This window comes from Bacillus sp. AFS029637 (assembly GCF_002584985.1).
GTDB lineage: Bacteria > Bacillota > Bacilli > Bacillales > Bacillaceae_G > Bacillus_A.
Genome location: NZ_NUPZ01000041.1, coordinates 170,071 through 185,754, shown reverse-complemented (window position 1 = coordinate 185,754; position 15,684 = coordinate 170,071). Strand labels below are relative to the sequence as shown.

The window sequence follows — 15,684 nt, the reverse complement described above, 5'->3', positions numbered from 1 at the left end:
TATTATTTCGTTTGTGATTAAGTCTAAGTACGTATTTAATCTAAAAAACAGAATTCAATCCGATAACAACAGTAGCGTCCAATTTCTCGTCTCTAGCCACTTTCGTAGTGAGGCCAGCACGAGTGAAAATTTCAAATGTCTGAGGTGCCTGTATTTCACTCGTCTCTATCAAAAGATGTCCTCCTGGTGCTAGCCAGAGAACCGCTTCATCTACTACTCTTCGCTGAATATCAAGTCCATCCACTCCGCCGTCAAGCGCCAACTTTGATTCATATAGGCGAGCCTCCTGTGGAAGCAGTTTGATAGCTTCAGTAGGAACGTAAGGTACATTCGCAACTAAGGTGTTCACATGACCTTTAAGTGAAAGGGGAAGAGATTTATACAAATCACCTTCAAAAACATGGCCACCGAAATCCATTACGTTGCGTCCAGCGCATTGTACTGCGATAGGGTCAATGTCAACAGAATATAATTCAACCCGTCCTAAAGCTGCCGACAGTGCGACACCTACAGCACCTGATCCGCAACATAAGTCAACAATGACATCATTGGAGCATGACAGGGCTTCAGCTTGGTGAACAAGGAATTTGGTACGTTGGCGCGGTACGAAAACACCTCGGTCCATTTCTATCCTCACACCACAGAAATCTGCATATCCAACAACATATTCTAGAGGTAAACCATCAACTCGCATTTTCACCATTTTCTTAAGGTCATCAGGAGTTCGTGCCTCTGAGATAAGGAAACGAGCCTCTTCTGCTGCGAAAACACAACCAGCGCTCTGAAGCTGTTTAATTATACATTTTTCCATTTTATCGTCTAATAAGAAATTAAATTGTTTTCCTATTTATCTCACCACTTTTGATAAGGTTATTTATAATCCTGTATTCGTTAAAGAGTGAAGATATCCTTCTGTTGTGGTTGGAGTTAAATTAATAAAGAATAGGCTAGGTGAAATTTTTTCTATTATTGCGTTTACATGTTGTGAAGCGGTTTACCCTTTTATTGGAGGAGTAATACTTATTCCAATAGCAGTAGATTTAGTGCTTTAATGCTACTTACATTCGAAAAAAGGTAGACTTTTAAATAGGAGAAAATAAGGAATGTTAATCTGGATTCGTTTAAGAAAGAATATTTAAAAATATTAAAATATTGTAGGTTCGTATATAATTGTGGAGAGGTTAATTTTCTGTAACTATTTGTAAAAATAGGAGGCTATTAAAATGAAAATGCTTATACAAGCTCCGACTAACTGGAATTTATGCAGATTATATTCCAATGAACAGGACCTTATGATTTCTATAGAACAGCTAAAAGTAGAATATAAAGCAACAAAAGACCAAGTAATCCTTTCACAACTTATACAGGCAATTGAAAAAGCAGAGTATTACTTATATTGCCGATCTATTGAAGATGATACACAACCTGAAGATACTTTACTAAGTGTAAAAACAAATCAATTAAAGAAAGAAGTTCAACTATTAATAGAATCTAGTAAGGAACAAAGTGTTAACAATCCAATTATTAACCTATTAGAAAATGAACTGAAAGCTTGGGAAAATATGTATATACAATTACGAAACAAGATTGAAGTAATACATGGTAAAGATACGTTATTTTATGGACAAGCAAACTACGTTGCAATGAATAATGATGATCCTAATAAAAGATTAAAAGTATTTGATTCTCTTACAAATGCTTTGAATAAGGAAAAAGAAATCTTTGCGACTGTGTTAAATCAAATAGGGAGATTACGTAATGCAAAAAGTTGCGAGATAGAAGATAGTGAGATTTTAACACAATCTCTTCATGCAAATGGTATTTCTGAAACTGTATTATTACAAATGTGGAATGCGACAGAAGAAAATCTTAATAAATTAGTAAGTGCTTTAAACGTGTATAAGAAAGGGAAAACTCCGATTACATGGCATGAACTTATGACAGTAAAGGAAAATAATGGGGATAGTATTCCTTTTTCAGTAGCAGTACAAAACATATATGATGCATTAAAGATTATAGATGAAGAATTAGCAGAATTTGCACGGAATGCGATTGTGAGTGGATGGATAGATGCGGAACCGAGAGAGAATAAACCACCAGGTGGATTTTGTGCTCCTTTTTTCAGTGAGAAAGAATCGCGAATTTCAATGCGTTATGATGGAAGTATTGATAGTGTAAGGGTACTTGCTCACGAATTAGGTCACGCTTGGCATTTTTATAATATGAGTTTTGAACAGTCTAGTTCATTTTTAGATGATTATTTGCCAATGAGTACAGCAGAATCAGCGTCTATTTTTTTTGAAACTGTACTCATAAACTATTTAATCGAAACTACAGAGTGTATTGATATGAAAAAGTCATTGCTTAGTTGGAAAATAAGAAACTGTTTTAATTATGTAATGGCAATTCGAGCATCGTTTCAATTTGAGAAGAAGTTTTATGAGAGATGTAAAGCAGGTCCTTTAAGTGCTGATGAAATAGAAAAAACATCTATAATAGCACAAGAAGAAGCGTATGGAAATGCTTTAAGTGAATACCAGCCCTTCGTTTGGATGAAATACATTCAATTTTATATTGCAGATGTTCCTTTTTATAATTATCCATACACATTCGGGTATTTAGCAAGTTTTAGTTTATTAGAAGTAGCTCAGGAAAGTAAAAGTACTTTTCATTCGAAGTATAAAGAGTTTTTACGAGAAACAGGAAAGGCCCCAGTAGAAGAACTTATGAAAAAACATTTTGAAATAGATATAACAGATTATGAATTTTGGAATAAAGCCTTTATGCAAATTCATAAAGATGTAGACGAATATTTGAGGCTTATTTAAAGGAATCGAAACTAAATAATGGGGACTATTAAAAATATATCGAGTGAATGCTCTAATATTTTTGAGCATTTTTTCATAGATTTGAACAAGTAATTTTAGAATAGCAGGTGAAAAGAATGGATAGCATAAATTATCAATTAGAATTTGAAGGGATATGTAAACAATCTTTTCTTGGAGAATTGTTAACTTCTCCAAAACCTATATGTGGAGGTCTTTTGCATCGGATGTATGCAATTGAAACGACAAAAGGAAAGTACGCGATAAAACTTTTAAATCCACAAATTATGATTAGAACGACGGCGGTGCAAAACTATATACATTCAGAAAAGATAGCTACTCTCATATCGAAGAAGGTACCAGCTCTTCCCGCTAAAAAAATCAATGGAGATTCCTTACATAAAATTAATAACCAATTTTATCTTATATTTGATTGGGTGGAAGGTAAAAGATTGAAAGACGATGAAATAAATAATACCCAATGTGAAAAGATAGGTGAAATACTTGCGGAAATACATAAAACTGATTTTACAAAGTTAAGTATAACCAATGATACATTCGAAAACGACCAATTAATTGATTGGAACTATTACTTAGTAAGAGGCGAAGAAGAACATTTGGAATGGTATCAGCTATTCTTAAAAAGCTATGAAAACCTTAAAAGGTGGAATGCAATTGCGAATGAAGCATCCAAAATGCTATCAACAACTACGGTAATTAGTCATAGAGACTTAGATCCTAAGAATGTAATGTGGAATTATAATAAACCAGTACTTATCGATTGGGAATCAGCTGGTTATATTAATCCGATGCAGGATTTAATAGAAACTGCAATTTATTGGTCAAAAAATGAACAAGGTAAACTTAATAAACAAAGATTCGATTCTTTTATAAATGGATATAAAAAGAAGTTTGGTGCACTACATGCGAACTGGGAAAATATATTAGCAACAGGATTTTTAGGGAGGTTAGGTTGGCTAGAGTATAATGTAAAGCGCTCGTTAAGGCTTGAATGTACGGATGAAGAGGAGCAAAAACTAGGAACGAATCAAGTGACTACAACATTAAATGACATCAATCTTTATGCAGATACTATTCCTAAACTATTGAATTGGTTAAATAATGAATAAGCAAACGTTCAAATAAATTTCAAAAGATGGAGTAGGTGGCAAAGTTGAAAGAAATACAAATGAAGAAATTTGAAGATGTATTCAAATATGAGATTCATCACCTTGTCCAAGAAAGTAAAGAAGAAGGCTTTAACTTCCTAACGAAATTAGTAAATGAATATGAAAGCGAAGTAAATACATTTAATAAAACTGGTGAATGTTTATATGGTATGTTTCAAGAGGAAATGTTAATTGGAATTGGGGGCTTAAATCAAGATCCATACACAGAAGATAATAAGATTGGCCGGTTAAGGAGATTTTACATTTCAAAGGATTATCGGCGTATAGGGTTAGGGAACTTATTATTAAATCGGCTATTAAGTCATGCGGAGAAGTATTTTCAAATTGTTATTTTACATACAGATACAAAACAAGGTGATGCGTTCTATATGGCAAATGGATTTGTAAGAGGGAACATGTATAAAGGATCTAGTCATTATAAAGTATTATAGGAGTAGCTGTCCAAAGAAAAGTTTTGGACAGCTATTTTAGTTGTTGATTTATATTGTGAAAATTAGATTAGAGACCAATCCAATTACATTTTAACTTTCATCTGTTTCAATAAAACTTTTGGATCACCTTTTACATAATAAAAATGTGGATTATTTTCATCATCGTAAAGCATAATATAAGGTTTTTCATTAAGAGGAAGTAAGATAAGTACTTCATCAATTGTTGAATGTAACCATTGATTTGTGATGGAAACTGGTTTAGATAAAGGGATTTTTATCATATGGCCATCTTTCGGAACAACATTTAAGTTTTTAAATGGGCCAGTGATTGCTTTAGCGTATTGGACTGCTTCTTTTTCAAGCGCTGGATTTAAAGATTGCTTTTGAACGACCATTTCTTTTTGACAATCAAATAATTCAATTTGTTTATTTGTATTTGCGAAAGCATTTGTTGATAATAAGAAGAAAAGAAGAGTAATGACGCCGATTTTTTTAATCATAGTATAACACCTCATCATTACTATACCCTCAATAGATATAAATATTTTTCTTTCACATTCATGTAACAAAGAAGTTGTATGATACAATTGATTTTTTGTTTAAAAGTAATGGAGAAATAAGCATGAAAGTATTAATTGCAGATGATGAACAAGATATGTTAAAAATTCTAAAAGCTTATTTTGAAAAAGAAGATTTCGAAGTTTTATTAGCGAAAGACGGTTTTGGATATGAAGTTTCTATTATAGGTGAAGAAATACAATTTTATGTGAATATGAAAAGAGGCTAATGAAATATTAGTCTTTTTTACAGTTTTAGAAATTACCGATGATCGATAGATACATCACCATAAATTTCTCAACTTTTACACAAAATTAAAACTGAATTTTCAGTTATTTTATTATATAGTAAAAGAGAGCAATTAAGGGGAGGGGACATTTTGAGTAAAAAGAAAATAGCAATTACACTGTCAGCAATGCTATCTGCAACTTTTATACCTAACTTGACAACGGATGTGCATGCAGAGAAGAAGGACGAGACAAGCAGTACGAAAATTGAATTAGAAAATGGGATGACAAAACCAATTTATTCTCTTGATGAAGCAATTATTGAAAATTTATTTGTAGAGACAGAAGTTGATAGTGATCGCGATGGTAAAAAGGACCGCGTATCAATAAAGGTAATGCGTCCAAAGACTGAACCGAATGTGAAGGTTCCTGTTATTTATGAAATGAGCCCATATCGGGCAGGGTTAAAAGATGTTCCGGTTTACAATGTAGATAAAGAATTGTATGCGTATGAAGGAAAGCCGTATGGGGCGGTTAATCTTGGTTCATACGGAAATTATTACGTGCCAAGAGGTTATGCCGTTATTTTAGGAGAAAGTATTGGGACTGGAAAATCAGATGGGTGTCCGACAACTGGAGATGAACAAGAAATACTTGGGACGAAATCTGTGATTGATTGGGTGAATGGACGTGCGAAAGCCTATACAGAAAATGGTGAGGAAGTTAAGGCTGATTGGTCTACAGGAAATGTCGGTATGACAGGGGTTTCTTACAATGGTACATTACCAAATGCTGTTGCAACGACTGGAGTTGAAGGATTAAAAACGATTATTCCAATCGCAGCGATTAGTAGTTGGTATGATTATTATCGCGCAAATGGTGCAGTTATTGCTCCTGGTGGATATCAAGGGGAAGATACAGATAATATGGCAGAAGCAGTACTAACAAGAAAGAATCCAGAAGTTTGTGGTCCCATAATAAAAGAACTGACTGCTGGACAGGACCGAAAAACTGGTAATTATAATGATTTTTGGGATAAACGAAATTATGTAAAAGATGCTAAAAATATAAAAGCAAGTGTATTTGTCGTTCATGGTTTAAACGATTGGAACGTAAAAACGAAGCAGTTCGCACAATGGTGGGATGCGCTGGGAGAAAATGATGTACCTCGTAAAATGTGGTTACATCAAGGTGGACATGGTGGTACGTCAAGTAATGACTGGCAAAAAACACAAAATAAATGGTTAGATTATTGGTTGTACGGAATTGAAAATGGAATTATGGATGAACCAATGGTTGATGTACAACGAGAAAATAAAGCATGGGAAAAGTTGAAAAATTGGCCAGATTCAGCAGCTGTACCATCAAAAGTTCGCATGTATTTAAGTAATAAAGCAGTTAATTTACCATTAAGTATGGGATCTGCTAATAAGGTTTTCTCATTTGTTGATGATGCAAAAATAAAGTCAAATCAATTAGTAGAAAATCCGGATCTAGAAGTAGCAAATCGATTAGTGTATACAATGCCTGTACTGCAAAAAGACACGCGTATTAGCGGTACACCGAAGATTTCATTTACAGGAAATATTGATCGCTCTGTATCTAATTTAACGGCATTACTTGTTGATTATGGCGGAGCGAAGCCTGAAATCGTTACGAGAGGTTGGATGGACCCACAAAACTTAAATAGCATAAAAAACTCAACAGCACTTCAACCAGGTAAAGATTATACATTTACATGGGATATGCAACCAGATGATTATGTATTTAAAGCTGGGCATCAAATAGGAGTTGTTTTAATCGCAAGTGACTACGACTATACAATTAGACCGAAAGCTGGAACAAAACTAACAGTAAAATTAAGTGAAGTGACATTACCGATTGTGAAATAAATGATTAAAAACAAAGAGCTTACTCTTACTATAGTAAGCTCTTTGTCATTTGAAATGATATATTTTTATAAATGTAGTGATTTATTATGAATTTTTATTTGTTGAAACAAAAAAACTTACAACAAATAAGACTATTGCATTTATGATTAAAAGTCCTCCAAAGGTAAGTCCAGCAATTCCTCCAGCGAAGCCATCTCCTACTTTTTCACCAATTATGTGCAAAGTGGTGAAAAAAACAAGAGGAGAAGAAAGAATAAAAATACAACTAGCTATTTTCCATGTTTGCTTATATTTCTTTGCTATAAAGAAAATTAGTGTATTAGAAGCGATAAGAAGAAAAAGAAATCCAATTAATGAATTCATTATATCCTCCTTTTGAGAATTCCACATGTTTATTTTGAAGGGAATATTATACAATATGATTACATTCTATGGAAATGAGTATTGCCAAGAACGTTTTTTAAAATTCTCAAAGAAACGTTAGAAGTGGCACGAGTCATTATTTCATTTCTTAAGGATAATTTTAAAGTTGATACAAAAGTGACTGCCTTATTTTCAATCTTATGTGGTTCGGAGGAAAAAATATGAAATTCATAATAATATTTGGCCCACAAGCAGTTGGGAAAATGACGGTTGGACATGAATTAGAGAAAATAACCGATTTGAAGTTGTTTCATAATCATATGACAATTGATTTTGTTAGTCCATTTTTTGATTACAGTACAAAGGAAGCAAAAAGATTAGTGAGTTTGTTTCGGAATGAACTCTTTGAAGAAGTGTCTAATAGTAACCTATATGGAATGATATTTACATATGTTTGGGCATTGGATCTGCAATCTGATTGGGAATATATAAATCATATAGTAAGCATTTTTGAATCAAAAGGTGGCACAGTATATTTTGTAGAGCTAGAAGCAGACTTAGATGAAAGATTGGAACGCAATAAAAGTTCACATAGATTAGAGCATAAACCGAAAAAAAGAGACATTGAGTGGTCTGAAAAAAATTTAAAAGAGACGTTGGAAAAACATAGATTAAATTCATTTCATGGTGAAATTGAAAAAGAAGATTATATAAAAATTAATAATACTCATTTGAGTGCTAAAGAAGTAGCTGTAATGCTTAAGGAAAAATTCCGGTTGTAAAATACTTAAATGTTGTTATGTTTTCGTTGTCCAAGCATTTTCTTAATAAACACATATACTATTTATATTAAAGGCGGTCACTAATTTACTGAGAAACCGTCATTTATATAAAAATGACAACTTCAGAAAGAAGGTAAGAAGAAATTGGAAAACGAACAACCTGGAAGAATTGAAAATCAAGTGTATTCTAATCGAGTGCTAAGATCGGAATTTGATAAGAATTGGGCAACTTGTATTTCGAAGAGTGGATATGTAATATATACGGCTACGAATGACAATGCAGAAGTAGTAGTGTTACTTTCTGATGGTTCAAGAAAATTATTAATCTTTGATAAAGGTGGAAAAGTAATAGTAGGCGGTGGTGGAACGAGTCATTATAGTAAACCACATATTGCAAGAGATATTATATAAGGTAAAAATGTTAATCAAAAAGACGTAGGTAATCCCATAATTTTTAATCCGTATATATGTGTTTCATTTTGTAACGGAAATGATAAGAGGGAAATGTCGTTATAAATGTAGAATCGCACAACAAATCATAATACAAAAAGGGTATTTCGTTTTTAAATAAATGCCCTTTTCTATAAAAACTAAACTTAAATTTACTAGAAGAGAATCAATTTTGATCAATCCTTTCAAAATTGATTCTTTTTATTTATCGTAAAACTTTTGGTTATGAGGTATTTTTGAGTGAACTTTATTGTAGAGATATAGAATACTATGAGGGGAGTATCCCTTTTTGGTATAAGAAAAATACATAAATTGATAGAGTTAAAAAAGATGTAAGTAGAGGGAGAGATGAACAACTTGCATCTTTTTTTATTTTTTATCAAACCATTTAAACCTTTCTATCGTTACCTTAAATATAAATAAAAAATTGAAGGAGGAATCAGTATGAAAGTATGGCAATGTATTGTGTCTATATTAGCAAGCCTTTTTTTATTAACAGCGTGTAATAGCGATCAGAAAGAAGATTCTCAAAGTAAGAAAACGGGTGGAGAAAAGGTGAGTGAAGTTAGTAGTGATAAAAACGAATCTCCTAGTTTACAAGTATTAGAGAACGATAAGGTTGGAAAATACTTAACAGATTCAAACGGAAAGACACTCTATTATTTTGCAAAAGACACATCTAAGGTAAGTAATTGTAGTGGTGATTGTGTAAAACTTTGGCCACCATTTGTTGCGAAAGATTTTGAAGTTCCAAAAGGATTTGATAAAAAAGACTTTGCTACGATAACAAGAGAAGATACAAAAGAGAAACAAGTAACGTATAAAGGCTATCCTCTTTACTATTTTGCTAATGATAAATCAAAAGGGGATATAAATGGACAAGGGGTTAAAGATATATGGTTTGTACTGAATAGTGAAACTACATTTAAGCAGTGATGGGAAGCATGTTGAATAGGGCACATGCCAGCAGTTATTCACCTCAATGAATTTTGAAGTGGGGGTCTTACTGCCCGCGAATAGCGGGATAAATATTCTGCTAAAAGGAGCGACCAACGTTGTTGGTGGTTCCTTTTTCTCTATTTGGATTATATAATTAAGTTAATTTAGAATTATCAAAAATTAAAGAAAAACAATAGGGAGTGCAGGTGAAAATGAAAGAAAAAAATGATTATGAGTTAATGCAATTAGTACAAAGAAACTATCGTCCTGCATTAGAAGAAATATATGAACGATATGTTAAGTTGATATATAGCTTCACTTTTAAATTTTTCAAAGGAAATGAAGACAAAACAAAAGAAGTTGTTCAATTAATTTTCTTGAAACTTTGGACAACTAAAAGTATGTATAATCCTTCAAAAGGTGATTTCGTAAATTGGATACTTACTATTACGAGGAATGTATGTGTTGATTATGTCCGAAAAGAAAATAAAGAACTTATGTATAAAAACTTTCAAAATATTTATGATTCTGAAAAACATATGCATATAGCAGATTCGGAAAATCAAATCGAGCAAAGGATGCACAGTGTTGAAATTCAAAAGGCAAAGCAGAATTTGTCTATATCTCAAAAAAGATTAATCGACTTGCTATATTGGAAAGGTTATTCCCTTAGTGAGATTGCTAAAATGGAAGGTGAACCAGTAGGAACCACTAAAAGTCGTCTTCATCAATCTTTAAAGCGATTAAAAAGATATCTAGAATAGAGGGGATAGTATGGAGAGAGAATGTGAGCATTTATTATCTTACGTTACGAATACATTTGATGAAAGAGAACAAAGAAAGTTTCAAGAACATTTAAAGACATGCCTGAAATGTCAAACTGAGTATTCATCAATGCAGGCAGCTTGGGAAGCGTTACATTTCGATTTTGAAGAGAAAGAAGTACCAGCAACATTAAAAGCGGAAGTGTTTGATTTTATATTTGTTCACGAACAAACGAGTAGAGATAATACAGTAACAGCGAAATTGAAAGAATGGACGGGTTTACTAAGAAAACAATTTACACCGTTGGCAACGGTATTATTAGGGATAATGGCAGTGATTACTGTAGCAGTAACAATCGAAAATTCGCAATTAAAAATACAATCTTTAGCTAAGCATGAATTAAGCAGTGATCCGATTAAAGTAATTTCTACTCGGCCATTAATATCAAGCGATCAAAACCATGAAAATACAAAGGGCTATATATTTGTTATGCAACAAGGAGAAAAGAAAAAATTAATTGTACAAGCCGAACATTTGCCACAAGTAAAAAATTCAGAAGTGTATCAAGTTTGGTTGTTAAAAGATGGAGAAAGAAAAAACGCTGGAATATTTAAACCTGATGAAACTGGTTCTGGACTCTTGACATATGAAATCTCACAAAAACAGCCCGTGTCCTTTGATAACATTGGTATTACAATTGAACCAGATTCGAATAGCACGAAACCTCTTGGTAAAAAAGTACTAGGGACTTAAACATATGCCGCAGTAATTTCACGGAAATTTCCAGTGTAGTCAAATCGTATGAACGTGTTGTAAAAAAGATTGAAGGGTTGAAATTTACTTAAATATGTTACCAATACATCAGAATGGCCAGGAGGTTTAGGGGGAGAATGGACAGATAATAATATAAAGTATAATATAGGGCTAGAACAATCATATCAATTATATAAATAAAATAGATACATATAAAAGGCATTTCCAATTTGGGGAAATGCCTTTTATATGTTATAGTGTAATAGTGTTTTAAGACGATGTTATTTTAATATATTTCGAATTTTGTTATGTATTATTTTTATATTAAATAATCATTTAACGTATTTTTTTATATGAGGAGTAAGAATTAGAGAAATGAAAAATATAGACTTTATATTAGAAAGTGATGAGGCATTAAAACCGTCAGAGCGATTAGTACTATTATTATTAGAGAAACATAGAATGTTATATACGAACGATCTATTGGCGCTATCTAATTTATCATATAAAACATTAACAGATTCGTTAACCGCTCTTGTTTTGAAGTCGTATGTGTTAAAGGAAACAGGTAAGGGCAGAAGACAGAATTGTTATAGATTGGTATGATAAGGCTACTAAATTAAGAGAGTTTTATACATATTTTTCAAATGTAAGGGTAAAGTGGATTTTTGTTTTCGAATGATAAATTCTATCGTGATATACACGAATATATTCTGATTTCATTTTTCATTAATGAATTTCTATTAAGAATAAAAATAAGAAAAAATAAACTGCATAAAAAAGAAATACAAAAACAATCCATTTCAAAAACGGATTGTTTTTTGTATTTATTGGAATAATATTTTTTTATTAATTGTAAGCATTAAAAATTATTTTACTTCACTTGTATACTTTTCAGGTAATAATTCCATTACGTTACATTTTACAATTTCGCCATTATAAGAAAGGATAACGTTCGTATTTTTTCCATAATCACTTATTAATTCTCGACACATGCCACATGGAGCAACAACCCAACATTTTTCTATATCTTCGTGAGGGTGTGGGTGAGCAACTGCTACAATAGTATCAAATTCATGATCACCTTCTGAAATAGATTTTCCGATTGCCATAGCTTCACCGCATACTGTTATTCTTCCGACGTTTGCTTCAACATGTACTGCTGCATAAACATTTCCCGTTTTAGTTCGTACAGCTGAACCGATATGGTGGCGACCATACTTATAGTTTTTTTCGATTACTTTTTCAGCAGCTTTAATTAAATCATAGTCTTCAGTGTCTAAAGGCATTACTCGTAACATAATCTCTCCCCCTTAAAATAAGCATAATACGATTATTTTAACAGAAAATTTTAATATTTAAAATAGACAATAAAGTTTAATTAAAATCAATCGAATAATATTATTATGTAAACTATTGATTTTCAAATGAAAACGTGCAATTAAGATAACAACTAGAAGTAGCCTAGTCGATGTTTATAAAAAGTTATAGAGTATTTCTTGGAATGAGAAATACTTTTTATTTTTCCTTGAAACAAAAATACAATAAAAATATTATTTTAATTGATAAAAATTTATTGTAAAACAATAAAGTTTGTATTAAAATCAGAATGAATAATTGAGGTGCTTTTTATTGAAAAAGAAACAACTTTGTATTTAAAAATAGCTGTTATTTTTTCAGGAGTGATGAAGACAGTTAATTACTGTCGGAGAAACGTAACATAATAATTATTAGGGGAGGCATAACTATGGATATTAACAATTGGATTGTTGAAAATATTGATAACCCTCATGAGTTGGAGAAAATGTATAGAAAAGACCCGAAAGCTTTTAAAAAGTCATTCTCACATGCATGGGAACAAAATCCTGATTCTCAAGTTCTGGGTATTTGGTATGAAAGATTGCATTTCAAGGAGGCGGAAAATACAGGGAAAACTTCCTTGATTCAAAAAGGTTTCTTATTCATGGGCATTTTATCCATTTTGGCCGGGATAAGCACTAGGATCATTTTCCATTTTGTTGAACAGGAAGTAATTGCTCCAATTAACCTAGCTTTTGGTATAATCCCTTTTATTGCTGCCTATTTTATTTACAAAAATACGCCGAAAAAAAGTGTTATATATTCCATTGCAGCGTTGTTCCTAATTTCCGGATTGTATTTTAATATGCTGCCATTAAATTATAAAGACAGTATTATCCTTGCCTATTTACACTTTCCTATATTTTTATGGGTATTGGTAGGACTTGCATTTACAGGAAATGAATATTCAAAAGGAAGTAAAAGATTAGCTTATATTAAATTCAATTTAGAATATTGTATTCTCTACGCCTGTATGGCAGTTAGCGGAATGATACTAGCGATATTAACCATGCGATTATTTAGCTTTATTGACTTGGATATAGGAGACTTCTATTTTAGTAATGTCGTTTTATTTGGTGCTGCCGCTCTCGCTATTGTGGCTGCATATGTAGTATCAATGAATCTTAAACTTGCTAAGAATATTACACCCTATATAGCTAAAATTTTTAGTCCGCTTGTCTTGGTTACATTGTTGGTATATCTTATAACGGTTATATGGGTAGGGAAAAATCCATTCTTGGATCGCAATTTCCTGATAGCCTTCAACGGGATACTTCTTGGTGTATTGGTAGTTACTGTATTTTCTATTACCGAGAGCAACTCAGACGAGCAAAAGAACATTTCAGATTATATAAATTTTGCCTTAATTGTTCTTGCGCTTATCATTGACAGTGTAGCTCTGTCAGCTATCGTATTTAGACTTTCTTCTTATGGGATTACGCCTAATAGGCTGGCTGTTTTAGGAGTAAACATACTTATTTGTGCAAATCTAATTTGGATTATGTTCTCCTATATGCGTTTTCTACAAAATAAATCTGGACCTTCAGCTATCCAAGATGCCGTTACTAAGTATTTGCCGGCCTATGGACTTTGGGCAGCTTTCGTTACATTTACTTTTCCGATCATTTTTAATTAGAAGAGTTCTGTAAATGTAATGAAAAGTTAATCTTCTATAACGTATAAAATTACTAGAGCCGATATTATACAGCATTGTGTAATATCGGCTTATTTTCATTACTAAAGTTAAAAAATAGGGTATTCAAACTAGAAGACATAATATATTGTCGCAACTGGATTCTTCAAAATATATCTATATGGATTTTTAACTTGAAAAGGTTGCTTATGTTGAAGTTTATAGTTGTTGGATTGATGAGGAAAAGGACATTACATATTAGTCATGTAATGTCCTTTCATTTATCTATATTTATTTTTTTGTGTGGAAAAACTCTTCTACAATAGTAGAAAAAGAATAACATAAACTACTATTTTATTGCAGCATACATAAAAAAATTCGATGGAAATACGGAAATGTCGTCGAATGCTATCTTTAATTGGTTAATTTATGAGATATTTTTGTGAAGGAGCTTATTTTATAAAAATAGAATTTAGTTAAATAAGAAAACGTGCCGATGGTAGTGAAAAATATGGGTTAGGGGGATTTGAATGAGGAAACTCAAACGAGTAAATGTTCCTAATATACCAGAGCAACAATCACAGCCTAGTCACAATCGTACTATAAACAAAAAGAAGTTAAGACGACTTATTTTAATGACCCTTTTTATTGCAGCAACTACTTTGTACGTTCAATATATTTTAACGAAGCAACAAGAGATAATAATGAATAAAAAAAATACGATTACAAGTCAAAAAAAACAATTAGTTTCATTAGAAAAGGATCATTTGTCTTTAAAGACGAATATCGAGAATTTAACGGATAATGAAGAGGAAATATTAAAGTTTGCGAGAAAAGAATATCAATTTTCTAAGTCAAATGAAACAATTTTCGTATTGCCAAAGTAATGAAACAGTTAGCTATAGCTAACTGTTTTTTATTTGTGAAGAAAGTGTGGAAAAAGAAGGAGTTAAATTTTAGCATGTTACAAGGAATAGTGACATATTTTTAGATGAAGAGTTAGAGATTTCTCCAGTCAAATGTATGAATATCCTTAATTATGGAATATATGTAAAAATAAATGTTGTTAAAATTCTGATAATTTTATATAATGTGCGTAAGCGGATACATTTCTTAATCAACGTTGAGTTACCACTCATACGTCTATTAAGAAAACCGTTATCCTCGTATAAGAAAGGAAGATAGTTGTGTACGCTTCAAATACAATTTATATTGTAGGAGATGCGAAATCTCCTCAAAATAATCCGATTACAGAGAAGTTTAAAAGTTATTTTGTAGCATTTGTAATCGAAAAGGATACAGGAAAAATTGTTGATGCAGATTGTTCCGCAACAATTGCATTAACATCGCAGTTCGTTAAATATTTATTCTTATATAAAAGTATAAACGATCCAGAGCTAGTCATGGAAATTAAAAATCGTTATTTCGGTTCATCTCAAAAGGCGCTACTTGTGGCGCTAAAAGATGCGCAAAAAAAATATAATCAGATTGCTGCTTTGTCTACTCAATCATAGACA

Annotated in this window: 17 protein-coding genes and 2 pseudogenes; 15 read left to right on the top strand and 4 right to left on the bottom strand. The window is 31.9% G+C overall.

All coding sequences use genetic code 11. From position 1 onward, the window contains the following. Positions 1-40 precede the first annotated feature (40 nt). Positions 41-811, bottom strand: coding sequence for a putative protein N(5)-glutamine methyltransferase (locus COE49_RS23580; RefSeq protein WP_098946119.1), 771 nt, complete (start codon positions 809-811; stop codon positions 41-43). Between the two features lie 412 nt (positions 812-1,223). Here COE49_RS23580 and COE49_RS23575 point away from each other — a divergent pair, with 412 nt between their 5' ends. The 3 genes from COE49_RS23575 (at position 1,224) to COE49_RS23565 (ending at position 4,446) form a co-directional block, all read left to right on the top strand. Next, a complete protein-coding gene (locus tag COE49_RS23575; RefSeq protein ID WP_098357528.1) occupies positions 1,224-2,828 on the top strand; it encodes a M3 family metallopeptidase in 1,605 nt (534 codons plus the stop codon). A 116-nt stretch (positions 2,829-2,944) separates the two neighbouring features. After that, on the top strand, positions 2,945-3,955 hold the full coding sequence (locus tag COE49_RS23570; RefSeq protein ID WP_088229204.1) for a phosphotransferase: 1,011 nt from the start codon (positions 2,945-2,947) through the stop codon (positions 3,953-3,955). 59 nt (positions 3,956-4,014) lie between these two features. Next, a complete protein-coding gene (locus COE49_RS23565) occupies positions 4,015-4,446 on the top strand; it encodes a GNAT family N-acetyltransferase (RefSeq protein WP_098252108.1) in 432 nt (143 codons plus the stop codon). A gap of 83 nt (positions 4,447-4,529) precedes the next feature. Here COE49_RS23565 and COE49_RS23560 read toward each other — a convergent pair whose 3' ends face one another. Then, positions 4,530-4,946 carry a hypothetical protein gene (locus tag COE49_RS23560; RefSeq protein ID WP_141555251.1) on the bottom strand — a complete coding sequence of 139 codons (417 nt, stop codon included), beginning with the start codon at positions 4,944-4,946 and terminating at the stop codon, positions 4,530-4,532. Positions 4,947-5,068: 122 nt separating this feature from the next. Between COE49_RS23560 and COE49_RS23555 the strand changes: the two are divergent. Both COE49_RS23555 and COE49_RS23550 read left to right on the top strand, forming a co-directional pair. Then, positions 5,069-5,167: pseudogene (locus tag COE49_RS23555) on the top strand (response regulator transcription factor); the annotation flags it as partial. 216 nt (positions 5,168-5,383) lie between these two features. Beyond that, positions 5,384-7,123 carry a Xaa-Pro dipeptidyl-peptidase gene (locus COE49_RS23550; RefSeq protein WP_098946118.1) on the top strand — a complete coding sequence of 580 codons (1,740 nt, stop codon included), beginning with the start codon at positions 5,384-5,386 and terminating at the stop codon, positions 7,121-7,123. An 84-nt stretch (positions 7,124-7,207) separates the two neighbouring features. Here COE49_RS23550 and COE49_RS23545 read toward each other — a convergent pair whose 3' ends face one another. Next, complete coding sequence (locus COE49_RS23545) at positions 7,208-7,486, bottom strand: hypothetical protein (protein ID WP_088229207.1); 279 nt, start codon at positions 7,484-7,486, stop codon at positions 7,208-7,210. Between the two features lie 221 nt (positions 7,487-7,707). On the opposite strand from COE49_RS23545, the gene COE49_RS23540 reads away from it, so the two are divergent. The 7 genes and pseudogenes from COE49_RS23540 to COE49_RS23510 all read left to right on the top strand — a co-directional run bounded on the left by COE49_RS23540 (position 7,708) and on the right by COE49_RS23510 (position 11,781). Further along, complete coding sequence (locus tag COE49_RS23540) at positions 7,708-8,268, top strand: AAA family ATPase (protein ID WP_088229208.1); 561 nt, start codon at positions 7,708-7,710, stop codon at positions 8,266-8,268. A 144-nt stretch (positions 8,269-8,412) separates the two neighbouring features. Beyond that, positions 8,413-8,679 carry a hypothetical protein gene (locus tag COE49_RS23535; protein WP_088229209.1) on the top strand — a complete coding sequence of 89 codons (267 nt, stop codon included), beginning with the start codon at positions 8,413-8,415 and terminating at the stop codon, positions 8,677-8,679. A 483-nt stretch (positions 8,680-9,162) separates the two neighbouring features. Continuing rightward, a complete protein-coding gene (locus COE49_RS23530; RefSeq protein WP_088229210.1) occupies positions 9,163-9,654 on the top strand; it encodes a COG4315 family predicted lipoprotein in 492 nt (163 codons plus the stop codon). 215 nt (positions 9,655-9,869) lie between these two features. Beyond that, positions 9,870-10,421, top strand: coding sequence for an RNA polymerase sigma factor (locus COE49_RS23525; RefSeq protein WP_088229211.1), 552 nt, complete (start codon positions 9,870-9,872; stop codon positions 10,419-10,421). A 10-nt stretch (positions 10,422-10,431) separates the two neighbouring features. Then, complete coding sequence (locus COE49_RS23520) at positions 10,432-11,175, top strand: anti-sigma factor (RefSeq protein WP_098840952.1); 744 nt, start codon at positions 10,432-10,434, stop codon at positions 11,173-11,175. A gap of 26 nt (positions 11,176-11,201) precedes the next feature. Beyond that, positions 11,202-11,376, top strand: a pseudogene (locus COE49_RS23515) (invasion protein); the annotation flags it as partial. A 174-nt stretch (positions 11,377-11,550) separates the two neighbouring features. Then, positions 11,551-11,781, top strand: coding sequence for a hypothetical protein (locus tag COE49_RS23510; RefSeq protein WP_000789031.1), 231 nt, complete (start codon positions 11,551-11,553; stop codon positions 11,779-11,781). Between the two features lie 263 nt (positions 11,782-12,044). On the opposite strand, the gene COE49_RS23505 is transcribed toward COE49_RS23510, so the two are convergent. After that, positions 12,045-12,476 (bottom strand): cytidine deaminase, encoded by a 432-nt coding sequence (locus COE49_RS23505; RefSeq protein WP_098252101.1) that lies wholly within the window; start codon positions 12,474-12,476, stop codon positions 12,045-12,047. Positions 12,477-12,922: 446 nt separating this feature from the next. On the opposite strand from COE49_RS23505, the gene COE49_RS23500 reads away from it, so the two are divergent. From COE49_RS23500 to COE49_RS23490, 3 genes are all read left to right on the top strand, one after another. Further along, positions 12,923-14,170, top strand: coding sequence for a DUF4153 domain-containing protein (locus COE49_RS23500; RefSeq protein ID WP_098252100.1), 1,248 nt, complete (start codon positions 12,923-12,925; stop codon positions 14,168-14,170). Between the two features lie 527 nt (positions 14,171-14,697). After that, positions 14,698-15,054, top strand: coding sequence for an FtsB family cell division protein (locus tag COE49_RS23495; RefSeq protein WP_088229215.1), 357 nt, complete (start codon positions 14,698-14,700; stop codon positions 15,052-15,054). Between the two features lie 300 nt (positions 15,055-15,354). Further along, complete coding sequence (locus COE49_RS23490) at positions 15,355-15,681, top strand: DUF3870 domain-containing protein (RefSeq protein WP_088229216.1); 327 nt, start codon at positions 15,355-15,357, stop codon at positions 15,679-15,681. The last annotated feature ends 3 nt before the right edge of the window (positions 15,682-15,684 follow it).